The 16775-nt window shown below is 46.7% G+C and carries 13 protein-coding genes; 5 read left to right on the top strand and 8 right to left on the bottom strand.

Going from position 1 to position 16775, the window contains the following annotated elements; translation table 11 throughout:
• Positions 1-170: 170 nt before the first annotated feature.
• Both QUA57_RS18320 and QUA57_RS18315 read left to right on the top strand, forming a co-directional pair.
• Complete coding sequence (locus tag QUA57_RS18320) at positions 171-668, top strand: hypothetical protein (RefSeq protein ID WP_333062752.1); 498 nt, start codon at positions 171-173, stop codon at positions 666-668.
• Positions 629-3301: a CHASE4 domain-containing protein gene (locus QUA57_RS18315; RefSeq protein WP_333062753.1), complete on the top strand. Its 2673-nt coding sequence runs from the start codon at positions 629-631 to the stop codon at positions 3299-3301. The genes QUA57_RS18320 and QUA57_RS18315 overlap by 40 nt, the downstream gene beginning before the upstream one ends.
• A gap of 49 nt (positions 3302-3350) precedes the next feature.
• On the opposite strand, the gene cobO is transcribed toward QUA57_RS18315, so the two are convergent.
• The 3 genes from cobO to QUA57_RS18300 all read right to left on the bottom strand — a co-directional run bounded on the left by cobO (position 3351) and on the right by QUA57_RS18300 (position 5412).
• Positions 3351-3986 (bottom strand): cob(I)yrinic acid a,c-diamide adenosyltransferase, encoded by a 636-nt coding sequence (gene cobO, locus QUA57_RS18310; protein ID WP_333062755.1) that lies wholly within the window; start codon positions 3984-3986, stop codon positions 3351-3353.
• A 70-nt stretch (positions 3987-4056) separates the two neighbouring features.
• Positions 4057-4635: a Uma2 family endonuclease gene (locus QUA57_RS18305; RefSeq protein WP_333062757.1), complete on the bottom strand. Its 579-nt coding sequence runs from the start codon at positions 4633-4635 to the stop codon at positions 4057-4059.
• Positions 4636-4794: 159 nt separating this feature from the next.
• A complete protein-coding gene (locus tag QUA57_RS18300; protein WP_333062759.1) occupies positions 4795-5412 on the bottom strand; it encodes a hypothetical protein in 618 nt (205 codons plus the stop codon).
• A gap of 117 nt (positions 5413-5529) precedes the next feature.
• On the opposite strand from QUA57_RS18300, the gene QUA57_RS18295 reads away from it, so the two are divergent.
• The 3 genes from QUA57_RS18295 to rimM all read left to right on the top strand — a co-directional run bounded on the left by QUA57_RS18295 (position 5530) and on the right by rimM (position 8512).
• Entirely contained in the window at positions 5530-6804 is a 1275-nt protein-coding gene (locus QUA57_RS18295; protein WP_333062761.1) for a molybdenum cofactor synthesis domain-containing protein, read from the top strand.
• Positions 6805-7017: 213 nt separating this feature from the next.
• Positions 7018-7650 carry a response regulator transcription factor gene (locus tag QUA57_RS18290; RefSeq protein WP_333062763.1) on the top strand — a complete coding sequence of 211 codons (633 nt, stop codon included), beginning with the start codon at positions 7018-7020 and terminating at the stop codon, positions 7648-7650.
• Between the two features lie 220 nt (positions 7651-7870).
• The gene (gene rimM, locus QUA57_RS18285; protein WP_333062764.1) at positions 7871-8512 is read left to right on the top strand and encodes a ribosome maturation factor RimM; all 642 of its coding nucleotides are present in this window, start codon (positions 7871-7873) and stop codon (positions 8510-8512) included.
• Positions 8513-8683: 171 nt separating this feature from the next.
• Here rimM and QUA57_RS18280 read toward each other — a convergent pair whose 3' ends face one another.
• The 5 genes from QUA57_RS18280 to QUA57_RS18260 all read right to left on the bottom strand — a co-directional run bounded on the left by QUA57_RS18280 (position 8684) and on the right by QUA57_RS18260 (position 16743).
• Entirely contained in the window at positions 8684-9142 is a 459-nt protein-coding gene (locus QUA57_RS18280; RefSeq protein WP_333035904.1) for a phosphate-starvation-inducible PsiE family protein, read from the bottom strand.
• Positions 9143-9502: 360 nt separating this feature from the next.
• Positions 9503-9814: an RNA recognition motif domain-containing protein gene (locus QUA57_RS18275; protein ID WP_332948676.1), complete on the bottom strand. Its 312-nt coding sequence runs from the start codon at positions 9812-9814 to the stop codon at positions 9503-9505.
• A gap of 612 nt (positions 9815-10426) precedes the next feature.
• Positions 10427-12598, bottom strand: coding sequence for a nitrate reductase (locus QUA57_RS18270; RefSeq protein ID WP_333062766.1), 2172 nt, complete (start codon positions 12596-12598; stop codon positions 10427-10429).
• A gap of 374 nt (positions 12599-12972) precedes the next feature.
• Entirely contained in the window at positions 12973-14613 is a 1641-nt protein-coding gene (locus QUA57_RS18265; RefSeq protein ID WP_333062768.1) for a nitrate ABC transporter ATP-binding protein, read from the bottom strand.
• Between the two features lie 105 nt (positions 14614-14718).
• Positions 14719-16743 carry a nitrate ABC transporter ATP-binding protein gene (locus tag QUA57_RS18260; protein WP_333062769.1) on the bottom strand — a complete coding sequence of 675 codons (2025 nt, stop codon included), beginning with the start codon at positions 16741-16743 and terminating at the stop codon, positions 14719-14721.
• Between the last annotated feature and the right edge of the window lie 32 nt (positions 16744-16775).

Raw genomic sequence — 16775 nt, 5'->3', positions numbered from 1 at the left:
AGGCAAAATTGGTCCAAACTAATCTTAGATTTAAGTTCAGGAACCGGGCGGGCGATCTTTCCTTCAAGTTAATAGCCAACATTAAGCCAAATACCCGGTTTCTCTCCGATCTTTGTGAAACTGGTACAAGAGGCGCTTGGAACCAGCTATTTTAAATTTTGGGGTCTGGAGTGGTTTTGACTTATTTGATATTGACAGGAAGTTTAGAAGCGATCGCGATCGTGCTTGCTCTCTCGCCCGGTAACTTGAGCATCGCATTCCCCGCACACCGATCACAGGACTCGGAAATCAAATCCGACATTTTGAGCTGGCAATCCCCCCTAAATCCTGCGCCAGATACAGTTACCACAGGTTTAGCAGAGGGAATTTACCTCTACGGCCAGTCGAGCAACCCAGATGAAATTAAACAAGAATATTTTGTATTTGAAATGCGGCAGAGTAAGGTAGTAGGCGCTTTTTACCTGCCTCGGTCTGCTTTTTACTGTTTTTACGGCACAAGCGATCGAACTCAGTTAAATTTAACAGTAGTGGACACTTACGACGGCAGTCGCTCTCCCTACTCCGTAAACCTGGAACAGTATTACCCAATTTCTACCATCAGCGAGAACGATAGGCGCATCTTGGGTATTTGCAAAGAATCTCACAAACAGCAGGTGTGGGAAAAGTAGGAAACACGCGCTGCGCCACAAGTCAGGGTTCAGGAAACAGTAGTAAAATTGCTCCTGAGTTGAGAATTTCGGACGGACACCACACACAGGGCAAGATGAAACTGCGTCGGAAAACACTATCGATCGTTGGCATTACCATCGCTGCATTGACTGGCATTCTGTATGTCGCCTCCTCAAGCATCCTCTTGGGCAGCCTGATCAAAGCAGAGGAACAAGAAGCCACACAGGTTGTCAAGGGAGTGCTCAGCGTGTTCGGGCAAACCGCAGATGACTTCAACTCGCGCTTTGCCGACTGGTCGTCCTGGGACGACACCTACACTTTCATCCAAAACCGCAACTCAAAATTCATTGCCTCCAATTTAATTCCAGAAGGGCTGGCTAATATAAGAGTTAATATAGCCATTTTTGTCAATACTTCTGGCAAAATAGTTTACAGTACGGGTTTCGACAGCCAAAAGCTGAAACTAACGCCTGTTCCAGAAGCATTAAAACGCCGCATTTCTCTCAGCGACCCGCTGTTGCAGCACCCCAACGCCAAAAGCAGCCTCGCTGGTATCCTGCTACTACCGTCAGGGCCAATACTGATTACTTCCCGCCCAATTCTCACGACTAAAGGCACCGGCCCGATTCGCGGTACGCTGGTATTCGGGCGCAATTTGGATGCTGCGAGCATTGCGAAGGTTTCTAAAATTACTCGCTTGCCACTCATTGTACACAGCGTTAATGAGGCTCAGTTGCCTGCAGACTTCGAGAAAGCGCGGGAGAAACTGTCGGAAAAAAAACCGATTTTTGTGCGTCCTTTAAGCGAAGAGTCGATCGCGGGTTACGCCCTGATCCGCGATATTTACAACCAACCTGCGCTGCTGTTGCGGGTGGATATCCCCAGAGAAATATATCGGCAAGGTCAAATTAGTTTGCTGTACCTGCTGGGGTCTGTAGCGTTAGCGGGAGTTGGGTTGGTCGGCTGCACTCTGCTACTGCTAGAACGTCTGGTGCTGTCTCGGTTGAGCGGTTTGTCGAAAGCAGTGAAGCGCGTCAGCAGCAGCCAAGACCTCTCGGTGCGACTGCCGGTTACGGGTGAAGATGAGTTGTCAGACCTTGCCCATACTATCAACGGAATGTTGAGTGCGATCGCCCAAGCCGAAAGCGAACAACTTGAGGAAAAAGCCCGCTACCGAGCCGTAGTCGAGCAAGCTACAGATTGTATATTCCTGTGGGACGCTCAAACCAAAGGCCTTTTGGAAGCCAATACAGCGTTTAGAGACTTGCTCGATTACAGTCCTGAGGCGATTTCGCAACTAACTATTTACGATATCATCGCTTACTCTAAAGACATAATTGACAACAATATCGAGTTGCTGCTGACGGACAAACAATTCAGAATTGGCGAAGTTCTCTACCGCCGCCGAGACGGTTCCTGCGTGGACGTGGAAGTGAGCGGGAGCGTGATTTCCTACGGCGGCCGCGAGATTATTTGCACGGTTGTCCGCGACATTACCGAGCGCAAACAAGCCGAAGCCAAACTGCGAGCCTCGGAAGAACGCTACAGACTTTTGTTTAAAAAAAATCCCCATCCGATGTGGGTTTACGATTTAGAAACTCTGGAATTTATAGCCGTCAATCAGGCTGCTGTCCAACACTACGGCTACACTCGCGACGAATTTCTCAACATGACCGTTGCGGACATTCGTCCCCCCCAAGAGCTGCCGAGATTGCTAGAAAATATCTCCCAAGTAGATGCCGGTATTGAGTTTGCAGGTGTGTGGCAGCACCAGAAAAAAGATGGAACAATTATTGATGTAGAAATTACTTCTTATGCTCTGGTATTTGATAGCAGAAATGCTGAATTAGTGCTTGCTCACGACGTGACCGACCGCTTGCAAGCCGAGGCAGAACTCTACAAGGCAAAGGAAGCCGCAGAAGCAGCTAGTTTGGCTAAAAGTCAGTTTTTGGCTAACATGAGCCACGAACTGCGAACTCCTCTGAATGCGATTATCGGTTACAGCGAGATTCTGCAAGAAGAGGCTTTAGATTTGGGCGAAGAAAATTTTGTATCGGATTTAGAGAGAATTCACAGTTCAGGCCAGCTTTTACTTTCCTTAATTAATGATATTCTGGACTTGTCGAAGATTGAAGCCGGTCACGCGGAACTTGAATTAGAAACTTTTGACGTGTCGGAGGCAGTTCAAGATGTAGCCAGAACTGTTGAACCCCTATTTTTGCGAAATACTAATCGCCTCAATGTGGAGTGTCCAAATAATATGGGCGAATTGTATTCCGATCAAATTAAGTTTACTCAAATTTTGTTTAATTTGCTCAGTAATGCAGCTAAGTTTACTCATAAAGGAACAGTTACACTCAGCGTGGAAAAAATTAAAAATGACGAGAATATTAGGGATTCGGAACTGTTAATTATTAAGTGTACTGATACGGGGATTGGGATTACTCCTGAACAGCTACAAAAATTATTTCAACCTTTTACGCAAGCTGATGCTTCGACTACCCGCAAGTACGGAGGTACGGGTTTGGGTTTGGCAATAGCGCAGAAATACTCTCAGATGCTGGGGGGAGAAATTACTGTGAGTAGCGAGTTTGGCAAGGGATCAACTTTTACTCTGATGTTGCCAGCATAGCTCTTTTTTAAATTTTAGAGGGGCGCAAAAGTCTTGACTACAAACAACATTAATACTCAATGCCTGGTTGAGCTTTAATCCCTTGTTCTCGGAATGGATGCTTAACTAAAGTCATTTCTGTCACCAAGTCTGCCCGTTCAATTAGCGCTGGCGGGGCGCCTCTGCCTGTTAAAATAATGTGGGTTTCTTCTGGTTTTTTGTCTAACCCGGAAAGCACTTGCTCGACTTGCAAATAACCTAGTTTTAATGCTATATTGACTTCATCTAGAAGAACTAATTTAAATTCGGGATTACAGATAAAAGTTAGGGATTTTTCCCAGGCTTTTTGAGATGTTTCAATATCTCGGTCGCGGTCTTGCGTGTCCCAGGTAAAACCTTCTCCCATTGCGTGAAATTCTAGCTGTTTTTCCCAGAGTTGAAAAACGGCTTTTTCTGCGGGTTCCCAAGCTCCCTTTATAAATTGTACTATGGCGACGCGGTATCCGTGACCGAGCGATCGCACAACCATTCCCAAAGCGGCCGTGGTTTTGCCTTTACCGTTACCCGTATTGACTATAATTAAACCTTTTTCTTTGGAGGAGTTAGCGATTCGCTGTGATTGCACTTCTTGGCGCCGCTGCATTTTCTGTTTGTGTTGTTGGGCTGTTAACCCAGTGGTTGCAGTGGTTTCTATATTGGTTTCCATAGTATTTTTTAACCGCAGATGAACGAGAAAGATGAACGCAAATAAACGCTGATAGATGCCATATGTCTAGTTATTGCCACAGTGTTTTCAAGTTTAGCACGAAACCGGGCAAAACATCTTCTCCTGAAAGTTCTGTTGGACATTCCAAAACTTCTATTTCTTGTCCTTGCCGATAGATTTCGACTCTGCGGGTTTTGCGGTTGATTAACCAGCCGAGTTTTACTTGATTATTCATGTATTCTTGCATTTTGTCTTGGGTATCTTTTAAACTGTCGGTTGGCGACATTAACTCTAAGACAAAATCCGGGGCAATGGGAGGAAATTTTTGTTTTTGTTCGGGAGTGAGTGCATCCCATCTTGATTTTTCAATCCAAGAGACATCGGGAGAACGATTGGCACCGCTTGGCAGTTTGAAGCAAGTTGAAGAATCGAAACAAATTCCCAGTTGAGTTTGTCGGTTCCAAATCACAAAATCCGCATTAATTTCTGAATTGTAATTTCCGGTTTCTCCTCCTGTGGGTGGCATGACGATTATTTCTCCTTTGGCGTTGCGTTCAAATTTGACATCGGGGTTTTCGCGACACAGTTGATAAAATTGGTCGTCGGTTATTTTGGCGATCGAGTTGAAGTTGATGGTAACTGCTATCATGGTATTTTATCAGGATGCGTGGGGATTTTTAAGCCACATAATGTATATAAAGGCGGATAAATGCCGATCAATGCAGATGTTGTAAATATTATTAATGGTTAAGAGGATTTCAGGGATATCTTTTTATGCACTTGCGCTCATTATATCACATCGTTATAACTAGCTATTAAAAGTTTTATCAAACGCTTTTTGGAGGAAACAGTTACAGACATACCAATAATAAAATGCAATGTTGATTTCGCTAAGCAATTTAGGTACTCCCTCTAGTAAAGTGGAGAATATCTTGTTTTTTAAATGCAGGGAATCCACGCCGATCGCAAAAAACAACAAGCCTACACCCGCTAACAATATTTGGTAGGGAGTTAACTGTAGTTCTCGCCGAAAAAACCATCCGTAGGAAGACAAAACCACGGCGTATAAAAGACTTACTCCTAGCTTAGGAATTCCCCCTGCTACCATATATATATGAATTCTGTAAATTTCATTTAGTAAAAATCCACCTGTTAACAAAGCCGAAAACAGAATAAATCGATTGTCTGAAGTGCGCGGTTGAATACTTTGAGCTAATTTATAGGTGAAAGTACAAACAATGACGGGTACAGAACATAAAATTTGGAAAGTCCGAGTTAACAAGGCGACATTGGGATGGGGATAAGAATAAGGCGGAAAGAATAAATCGCTGACTTTTAACCCTGAAAGCTGAGTGAAAAATATCAGTATCGCCACCAAAAATAAGGATAAACAATTGAGTCTAACAACCAAACGAGAAATAGTCATAAGCAATTAACACCAAAAATTAGGTTGACTGCCCAAATACAAAAAAATTATATCACCAATATCTGTGGATATTTTGCTAAACTTAATCATGAGTGTTATCAAAACAAGGAGACAGTCATGCTGTCAGTGAAAGAAGCAGAATCGATCGTTCTAAATTTGGCGCAACCCCTCGACAGTCAGCGGGATGTAGAAACTGTAGACTTGCTGGCAGCATCGGGGCGAATTTTGGCTGCACCAGTCACTGGTTCCCTGGATTTTCCTTATTGGGACAATTCGGCAATGGATGGGTACGCGGTGCGGTTTGCTGATGTGGAAAACTGTAGCGCCGAAAAACCAGTGGTACTCGAAGTAGTTGAAGAGATTCCAGCCGGATATCAGCCTCAAAATACCGTTCAATCGGGGCAAGCGGCGCGAATTTTTACCGGTGGGGTGATGCCTGCCGGTGCTGATACGGTGGTAATGCAGGAAGAAACGAGGCGTGAGGGCGATCGCATTTTTATCTTAGTTTCTCCTGAAAAACCGCAAGCATTTGTCAGGCACAAAGGCGCTTTTTATCAAACAGGAACACCTTTGCTAACTCCCGGTACAGTTATCAACGCCCCAGAAATGGCGGTGTTAGCAACTGCCCAGTGCATTCAAGTTCCAGTTTATCGGCGGCTGCGGGTGGCAATTTTTTCTACGGGTGACGAATTGGTATCGCCTGACGAACCTTTGGCACCGGGGAAACTGGTAGACTCGAATCAGTATGCTTTGACAGTTTTGTTAACCCAAATGGGATTTGAATCGGTTCGATTGGGGATTGTTCCTGATAATGAAGATGCCTTAAACAAGGCGATATCCCGGGCGGTTGCGACGGCGGATGTGGTGCTTTCTACGGGGGGCGTCTCGGTAGGAGACTACGATTATGTCGAGAAAATTTTGGCGGATTTGGGAGGAAAAGTTCACATTAGTTCTGTCGCGATTAAGCCAGGGAAACCTTTAACGGTTGCTGAGTTTAAACGAGGTGAAAAAAGTGATGATTCTCCGAGTTTTAGTTCGGATTGTCTCTATTTTGGTTTGCCGGGAAATCCGGTTTCTGCTTTAGTCTGCTGTTGGCGGTTTGTTGTGCCTGCTTTGAGAAAAATTTCTGGGCTTGCCGCCGATGCTTGGGGGCCGGAGTTTGTCAAAGCTAGGTGTAATGCTGAATTGCGATCGCCCGGCAAGCGCGAAACTTATGTTTGGGGTAAACTACATTTAGTTGCGGGAGTCTGGGAATTTGAACCTGCTAGCGGCAGCCAAAATTCAGCGAATTTAATTAATCTCGCCAATACAAGTGGTTTAGCAGTTTTGCCACCGGGGGACACCGGGATTTTACCAGGCGAATTCGTGGAGGTTTTAAAAGTTAGTCATTAGTTAGTTGTTATGGGTTATTTGTTATTGGTTCGGTATAAGTTCATGTAAAATATTAACAACTAAGTAATCTTCCTTCTTCCGACGGACATCGGACTGACATCCGTTACATCCGTTACATCCGTTACATCCCGTACATTGCTCGTTGCCGAACTTCCTTCTTCCTTCTATCCTTTACATCCGTTACACAATCCGTTGCCGAACTTTCTTCGTATTATGAAAATTTTAATTGTTGAAGATGACCCGATGATGCAACTGGGATTAGAGCAAGTTTTGGCCGATTCCCCAGAAATAGAAATAGTAGGACAAGCAGAAGATGGCTATTTAGGCGTAGCAGCCGCACTGAAACTCAAACCTGATATTATTGTAATGGATATCGGTTTGCCGCGGCTAGACGGCATAGCAGCGACGCAGCAAATTAAAGCACAACTGCCAGAAGTTCGAGTAGTAATGTTAACTTCTCACACGGCAGAAACTGAAATTATTGCTGCCCTTTCTAGCGGGGCTGATGCTTATTGTATTAAAGGTGCTTCCGTAGACAGGCTGTTAGCAGCGATTGCAGCCGCAGCAGAGGGCGCTACATATCTTGATCCTCAAATTGCCCGGACTGTCATCGAACACCTGAAACCCCCGACACCTGCCTCTACAACTACTTTTGGCCAGTTGTCGCAGCGGGAATTGGAGGTGTTAAAATTAATGGTGGAAGGTAACAGCAATCCAGAGATAGCAGCGGCGCTTTACTTGAGTCCAAATACTATTAAAACTCACGTTCGCGGTATTATGAATAAGTTGGCAGTGGATGACCGCGTGCAAGCAGCAGTTGTAGCACTGAGAACAGGATTGGTGTAAAGAAGGAAGTTCGGCAACGGATTGTTTAACGGATTTAACGGATGTAGCCGATGGATGTTGATGGAAGAGGGAAGTTCGGTAACGGATTTAACGGATTTAACGGAAATCCGCAAGAGGTTCGATGGAATAATTCTTAGTTACCAATTCCTAATTACCAATTACCAATTAGCAATTTCCAATTACCAATTATCAATTACTAGCAATTAGAGTGATATAATCTATGTCTGAATGGATAGAAATCGGTAAAATTGTAGCAGCTCAAGGTTTGGACGGGGAAGTGCGAGTCTATCCCGATTCTGATTTCCCCGAAAGGTTTATCGAACCGGGGAAGCGGTGGATTTTGCGCCCTAACAAAAGTGAACCGGAACCGATCGAGTTTTTGGGCGGTCGCTACATTCCCGGCAAAGGGCTGTATGCTGTAGAGGTAGAGGGTGTGGAAGACCGCGACGGTGCTGAGGCGCTGCGGGGCTGTAAGTTGTTTGTTGAAAAGACCGATCGACCTTACCTCGAATCTGATGAGTTTTACGTCCAAGATTTGATCGGTATGGAAGTTTTTAACCAGTTAACCGGGGAAATCCTAGGCAAGGTAAGTGATATTATTCCCGCAGGTAACGACCTTTTAGAAGTAGAAACGAATCTAACGGCGCCGGAAACTGTCGCCGCAGAATTAGAAAAGCCAAAACAGCCTGAAACTCCACAAGCCAACGCTGACCCCAGAAATACCCGCAAACCACGGAAAATTCGCGTTAAAGAGCCTAAATCCACAAAAATATTGATTCCTTTTGTGGAAGAGATTGTGCCAGTTGTTGACTTAGAACAAGGCAGAATTGAAATTGTGCCGCCTCCTGGTTTATTGGAATAATATCATTTCTGGTCAATCGACCGGATATGATAGATCAATTCTAAATAAGTCGTAAATTTTTTACTCCACCCCAACCCTCCCCGCGGGTTCGGGGAGGGAGTAAGAAATTCACAAATGATGCGAGGATTGCTATATTAGTTTTTTTAAATTCCCACTTCTCAATTCCCGATATTAATCCTTTCCTCTATTTGTGCACCGCACTATCAAGTAACTGATAGAAAGCGCGAAAATTGCAATCGCCAAACCAATCAAGTCGGCTGCTGTTTTCTTTTCCAGGTCAAGAATGATGATTTTTCGAGATACTGCTATCAAAGAAGTTACAATAACTAGCTCTACTTGAATTACGTGCTTTTTCAGATAAGCTGTAATATTTTCCAAGATTTCCAGAGCAATTAAAACATTTAAAAATAACCCAAATATGACAAACAACGTGTCTTTTAACAAATTATCAGTGTGGTTTACCAATTCTTTTGCTAAAAAAATCAGCAAATCGCAAACGCTGAGGAGAATTACCCAAATCATCGCCAGTGATAAAATTTTCGATATTACTACTTCTACACTTTCTGTAAAATGCAGAAAATTTTCATCACTACTTGACTTAGAAATTTGCCTAAATATTTTTTTCAGCATAAAAGTGATTTAGTCTTTATTCTTAATGATTCTGTCATTGTTCGGTACACTTTGCAAGCGCCAAACTCTGTGATTGCCTGGTTTTACGGGGCCACCCGGGCACTGGGGAAGGCGACTCTCTCTGCTTGTTATATTTTCTAGTTTTTCCTGTCAGCTAGGAATCGATCGCACGCCATCGACCTCCTAATTAATATTTTTTGCCATAAAAAAACCTCAAACTATTGTCTAGCAATATTTTGAGGCTTTTAAGGCGCGGTGCTACCACTGAGCTAATTATCTATTCTCAACAGAGAATGATTGTTGACTCCCAGCTTGCTCCGACGGAATACACAAGTGAGCTAAAAATTTAGCTCGGGTGGTTTAGTAGCGACGAGAATTGCCACCGCGATCGTTGTTACCCCAGTTACCGCTGTTAGAAGAACCACGTTCTTCGCGGGGTTTTGCCTTATTGACCTTGAGGTCGCGACCCATCCACTCAGCACCGTCAAGAGCCTCAATGGCTGCAGCTTCTTCGGCTTCAGTAGACATTTCTACAAAAGCGAAGCCCCGCATCCGACCTGTTTCCCGGTCAGCAGGCAACTGAACGCGCTTTACTGTTCCGTACTCTCCAAAAGTTTGGTTGAGGTGCTCCTGCGTTACTTCGTAGGATAAATTGCCGACATAGATTGACATTGAACATTCTCCAGAATCAGAGGGTGTAGAGATTTAAATCCGGAGGAACGCCGATCGAACGAACTGTACTGCCGAAAATAAAGCCTTGTAAAACGATTATAGCACCTATAGGTGCAAACTGCAATTGTCTGACTCAATTAATTAAAAAGAACGCACAAGGCATCCACCAGAAGACATTCTCCCGAAGGAAAAACCCCCCATCAAGAAGGAACAACTCAGAATAAATAAATTTAATTTTCCTTGTTTCCGAGCTCTGGCGGGGAAACGCAGTTTTTAGGCTGCGTAATGGCATAACGATTTTAGCTTTTAGATCTGGGATTTGGGATTTAAGATTTATGTGTAGGGTATGTCCGGGTTCAAAATTGCTCGATCGAGAGAGGTTGTTACCCCAAAAACGGATACAAGCCCCGGACTCCTGTCGCGAAGAGTGCAAAATTTTAGAGTCTTGTTCAAGAGCCCAGATTCATCTTTGGAGTAAATCTCCAATAGTTCGACTGAGGGCGATAGACTGAGCGCTCGCCGAACGCCAACCACGTTCCTCCCCATGTCGATCGCCCGCGGCTTCCCGCTCGTTCTTCGGTGATTTGTAACATCCAGTAGTTGGGCGGCAGCTCAAGAAGTGACGGCCAGGGTGGATTTTGCCCAATTAAATTCCTCAACTTCTGCTGATGTTTCTGCCCCAACCAGCACCAACTGCACCGCACAAGCTTTTAACTCGGGCTGTTTGGAATCTGGACAGCTTGCAGCATGAGTCATAGCATTGGCTTCAGCACCTTCAGCCCACAGAGAACCCCAGTGCATCGGTACAAATAGCGTACCTGGGGCGATCGCCTTTGTGACTTTTGCTGGAAACTGCGCCTTGCCGCGGCGCGATCGAACTTCCAGCAAATCCCCCTCCTTAATCTGCAATTTGGCAGCATCGCGGGGGTGAATTTCCAAAAACGGATCGGGGTGCAATTGATTAATTTTTTCTGTTCTACCCGTCCGCGTCATCGTGTGCCAATGTCCGTAAACTCTTCCTGTCGTCAACACAAACGGATAATTCGGATCGGGAGGTTCTGCCAGTCCCCGCGAGTGATAAGCCGAAAACCTCGCCCGCGCGTCAGGAGTGTGAAAACGCCTGTCAGTGTACAGCCGTTTCGCTTCTTGGGCGGGATGCACAGGCTCGTTTTCCCGGCAAGGCCACTGCTGCGGGCCTTCTTGGCGGATGTATTCGTGGCTCAGACCGGTCATGTCGCAAGGCTGGCCCCGCGTCAACTGCGCGTACTCTGTAAAAACCTCCGCACTGTTGTCGAAAGCAAAGTGTTCGGCAAAACCCAACCGCCGTCCCACCTCGGCGAAAATCCTCCAGTCGTCGCGGGCTTCCCCGGAGGGAGTGTCGAAACCGGGACAAAACGTAACGCGGCGTTCGGAATTCGTCATCACCCCAGTTTTTTCGCTCCACTGCGTTGCCGGCAGCAGGATATGAGCGTAGGCGGAGGTTTCAGTGGGATAGTAAGCTTCTTGATAAATAGTAAAGGGCGATCGCAGCAAAGCGGCTTTAGTGCGTTCCAAATCCGGCATACTCACCACCGGATTCGTAGCTGCAATCCACAGCAACTCGACTTCGCCAGTTTCCAAACCGGTAATCATCTCCCAAGCTGTGCGGCCCGGATTCGGGGAAATGCTTCCCGGTGCGATTCCCCAAAACTCCTCGACTTGGGTTCTGTGTTCAGTATTTTTCACAAATCGGTAGCCTGGGAGCAAGTGAGACAGTCCTCCTGCTTCCCGCCCTCCCATCGCGTTTGGCTGGCCGGTGAGGGAAAACGGGCCACTTCCCGGTTTGCCGATTTGACCAGTCATCAAGTGCAAATTAATCAGCGATCGCACCTTTGCCGTGCCTTCCGACGACTGGTTCATTCCCATCGACCACAGCGACAAAACCCGCTGCGACTGTTCCCAGTAGTTTGCTGCCGTTTCTAACTCGCTGACAGTAATGCCGCAGCGCGAGGCTACAAACTCCGGCGTGTAGCTGCTAATAACTTCAGCAAAAGCTGAAAAATTCGCCGTGCATTCTTCAATAAACTCAGAATCTATTGCTTGTCTGCGTAACAGCAAATATGCAATTCCATTAAGCAAATCTATATCCGTACCCGGTGTAATTGCTAAGTGCAAATCCGCCGCTTCAGCAGTCGGAGTCCGCCTTGGATCTACCACAATCATTTTGACATGGGGATGCTTTTTGTGATATTTTGCTAATCTATTGAATACAATCGGATGGCATTCCGCTGCATTGCTGCCAATAATAAAAGCGCAATCTGTTAATTCTAAATCGTCGTAACAGCAAGGCGGCCCGTCCGAGCCAAAACTTTGAACGTATCCAGAGACGGCTGAAGACATACACAAGCGAGAATTAGCATCAAAATTATTAGTACCCAGACAACCTTTCATTAGTTTCTGGGCAACATAATAATCTTCTGTAACGAATTGACCCGACCCGTAAACGCATAAAGCATCGGGGCCGCTGGTGCTGCGAATTGTTTGGATGCGGTTAACAATTGCATCGAGAGCTTCGTCCCAGCTAGCGCGGCGGAACGGTTGGTCGAGAGTATCTCGCATCATCGGATACAGTAGCCGATCGCTCCGAATGGACTCTGCTACGGTTGCTCCCTTAATACAAACCATGCCCTGACTCGATGGGTGATTGCGATCGCCCCGCACTTTCCAACTTTGTTTTTTGTCGGGAACAACTTCTAGACCGCAACCTACACCGCAGTATGGGCAAAGAGTTTTTATAGTTTCCATCTGGTGATTTTAGATGCTAATTTTTGAAAGCTAATGGGTAATTAGTAATTCGTTATTATAGTCGGAACTGAGGGCTCCTGCAAATAACGTGAGAATAATTACTAAATTTCCGCATATATGCTTCCCAGAAACGGACAATACCCTGATTTAAAATTACCCGCTATCTTACTAAAAATCCCGCTCGTTCTCGCTTTTAGTCAGCTTCTGGCTGCTACTAAATCTTCTTCAAACAGAGGAAGTTCCCACCTAACTCTTGTCACCCCCAAGGATGGGGGATAGAAGTAATTTTTGCATAAGTCAAACAGCGGGCAGGTAATACTTTTGACCTACTTGTTGATAGCAATGTGAGATTTAGTGCGGGACTATTATGTCGCCTACTTCCCTGGTTTAACTTCAAATACGCCACCGTTGGTCGGGCTAAAAGTTACTTGGAACTCAGCAGTTTTTTCAGCGCCTGCTGCGGCACCTGCAGGAGTTTGCAAAACCGGCAGAGGAGTTTCTTTGACGAAATCTTTAGCTGGTTTATTTGTGGGATCGAACTGTAGGATATCCCCGTTTTGTTTGACTTTGACCCGATAAGTCAAGCTTTCAGTAAATGTCGGAGTTGTTCTCCAGGTTTGGTCGATTTGTGCATACAACTGCTTTCCGATCGCATCGAGTTCGGCTTTGTCAGAAATCTCTGATGTGGCAGTGGTTGCTGCATTTGCCGCGCCCGCGCTGTTAGCGGCAGCAGCGATGGCAGCAGGACTAGCAGCGATGGGTGCAGGGCTGGCATTCGGTGCAGGACTAGCAGCGATGGGTGCAGGGCTAGCATTCGGTGCGATCGAACTTGCTGCAATTTGCGGGCTGGAGGGTGAACTCACAACCGCCGCCGCAGTCGCCGCCTGCGGTGCAGTTTCTTCTAGTTTCGCTTGCTTTAGCTGGCTGGAAATAGCAGACATATTGACGGCAGCTAAAGTAACCATTGCTACGAACCACGAGGCTGCCAGGATGCCGCGTTTGATCGGCGAAGCTTCTAGGGGTTCAGCAGCGTGAGACACAAAAGGTGCAGGTGCGATCTGCCTGTCAGCAATCGCAGGCTTTTTGCTAGCAGGTAATGGCATCGGTAGCGCGACGGCTTCTGTCTCCGAGTCCGTTGCTTCACCTTCTTCGTGGTGGGCATAGCGAGAAAACAGGAACTCCAAAGCAAAGTTGCGAAGTTCGTAGTATTTCGGGTCTTCCATAATCCGCGCCCGGTTGCGGGGACGGCTAAACGGAACGTGCATATCTTCGCCGATGGAAGCTGCTGGCCCGTTGGTCATCATCACGATGCGATCGGCCAAAAACAAAGCCTCATCAATATCGTGAGTAATCATAATGACGGTAATTTTTTCCTTCCGCCAAATTTTCAGCAATTCTTCCTGCAACTCTTCCCGGGTAATCGGGTCTAGAGCTCCGAAAGGTTCGTCCAAAATCAACAGTTTGGGACGAGTTGCCAGAGCTCTGGCGATCGCCACCCGCTGTTTCATCCCCCCGGACAATTGGCCTGGTCTTTTGTTACAAGCTTCGGTCAGCCCCACTAATTCCAAGTGTTCCTTGACGATCGTATTGTGTTCGTCTGCGGACTTTTCCGGGTAAACATTTTCAACGCCGAGGTGAATATTTTCAGTAGCAGTCAGCCACGGTAGCAGCGAGTAGTTTTGAAATACCACCATGCGATCGGGGCCTGGTTCAGTAATCTGCGAACCTTCCAGGGCTACTTCTCCGTTTGTCGGCCCGTTGAATCCCGCAATCATATTCAGCAAAGTTGATTTGCCGCAGCCAGAGTGACCGATCAAACAAATAAATTCGCCTTCATTAATAGTCAGGTTTACACCGTCTAGAACGACGTAAGGGCCTTTAGGAGTTTGGTAGACTTTCGATACATCTTTAATAGTAAGAAAGTCTTGCTTGGGCGTTTGAATTTCGGTTGTTTGGGGGGTTTTTAGAGTTTGCATATTTTCAGGATTGGGATTTTGGATCGGGGAATTAGACATGACAACTTTCGATTGAGAATTTGAAATTATGGATGTGAGGAAGCGGAAAATGTGGAGTCTTGTTTCCTGATTTCTTACTCCTCATTCCCTATTCCTATTTGCTGATTATGCTGGCAGTTTGATGGAACATTGACTGCCTATTTGTTCAATTAAAATTTCTTCAATGCGGAGGCCGCGTTTGATTTTGACATTCTGAAGATAGTCGATCGGGTCGTCGAGATTAAACACAGTGCCGTCAAATAGCTCGATCGTCCGGCGATCTCTGGCGATATCCGGCAAACCCAATTCGCGCACGGCTTGACCGAAAACATCAGGCCGCAAAACTCGATCGACCACTTCCACCCAGTTTTTCGGGAACGGAATCAGTCCCCAGCGAGCCATCTGCGCCATCACCCACACCATTTCTAGGCGGTCTGGAAAATTGGTTTTGTCAACGTAGAACTGGTTGAAGTTGTAAAGCATTTCGGGTTCTGCCTCCGTACCGGAGTTGTACGGATCGAGGAACCCCGGACGGATGTCTTTCGGATTGGCGCCGATGTATTGCTCTTGGCTAATCAATCCTAGGACTTCTTCGCGGTTGCGGCGGTCGTCGCAGTATTCGCAGGCTTCCAAAAGCGCTTTGACGAGCGCGAGGTGGGTTTGAGGATATTTCTGAGCCCAATCTTCGCTAACACCGAGAACTTTTTCGATGTGTCCGGGCAAAATATCGAGGGAACGGGCCATGACAAAACCCGTACCACTGTTGACTGCGTGGGAGTTCCAGGGGTCGCCTGAGCAGTAGCCGTCAATGTTGCCTGCTTTTAAATTCGCTACCATTTGCGGGGGCGGAATCACGGTCAAGCCCACGTCGAGGTCGGGGTCGATGCCACCGGCTGCCAGCCAGTAGCGGAACAGCAGATTGTGCATGGAGGCCGAGTGGACCATGCCCAAGGTGTGAACTTTATCGGGACTCTTGGCGATCGCAGCTTTGAAATCCTCTAATGTCCGAATGCCTTGTCTGTAAAGGTCTTTGTTGAAAATAATCGAATTGCCGTTGCGAGAGAGCGTCATGGCGCTACAGACGGGTACAGGGGCTTCACCGTCGAGGCCCAACAGCATCCCGATCGGCATTCCTGCGACCATTTGCGCCGCGTCCAGCCGTCCTTCGGCGACTCCTTTGGCGATCGCTTTCCAGCTCGGTTCGCGGCTGAGAGTAACTTCTTCCAAGCCGTGCGCTTTGAAGAAGCCTTTTTCTTTAGCTACTACTAAGGGGGCGCAGTCGGTGAGGGGAATAAAGCCGATGTCGAGGTTGATTTTTTCCAAGCCGTTGCGGGCGATGACAGGCGGTTGTTGTTTGGCCCGGCGCTGTTTGACCCGCTTTTGCTGGTTGAGGAAGTAAACCATTTCGTTACGTAGCGCGTAGTAACTCGGATGGTTGACAACTTCCATGCGTTTGCGGGGGCGGGGAATGTTCACTTCGAGGATTTGCCCGATTTGCGCTTCCGGGCCGTTGGTGAGCATTACAATGCGATCGCTCAGTAATAAAGCCTCATCCACGTCGTGAGTTACCATCACGCTGGTGACTTTGCTTTCCTCGCAAATTTTCATCAACTGGTCTTGCAAACCGCCGCGAGTTAAAGCATCGAGGGCGCCGAAGGGTTCGTCTAGCAGTAGCAATTTCGGGCGAATTGCTAGGGCGCGGGCGATCGCAACTCTTTGTTTCATCCCCCCAGAAATTTCGCCTGGTCGTTTGTCGGCCGCGTGTCCGAGTCCGACCAATTTAATGTGGTGTTCGATCACCAACTCGCGATCTTCTTGAGAGTTACCGCTGTAAATTTCATTTACTGCTAGGGCAATATTTTCGCGCACCGTCAGCCAAGGTAGCAGCGAGTAATTTTGAAACACCACCATTCTGTCCGGGCCTGGATCGCGGACTTCGCGTCCTTCTAAAGTAATCCCCCCCTGACTTGCTTTGTCGAGGCCGGCGATGATATTTAACAGCGTAGATTTGCCGCAGCCAGAGTGTCCGATTAAGGTGATGAATTCTCCTTTTTTAATTTTCAGTTCGATATTTTTAAGAGCGATGTATTGCTCTCCATTGGGCAAGTTAAATACGCGGTCAACGTGGTCTACTTCAACAAATACTGACATGGTAATTTTAGGTTAGTTTGTAATTTGTATGA

This window comes from Microcoleus sp. Pol7_B2 (assembly GCF_036701035.1).
GTDB lineage: Bacteria > Cyanobacteriota > Cyanobacteriia > Cyanobacteriales > Microcoleaceae > Microcoleus.
This window is presented reverse-complemented; position numbering and strand designations above follow the sequence as displayed.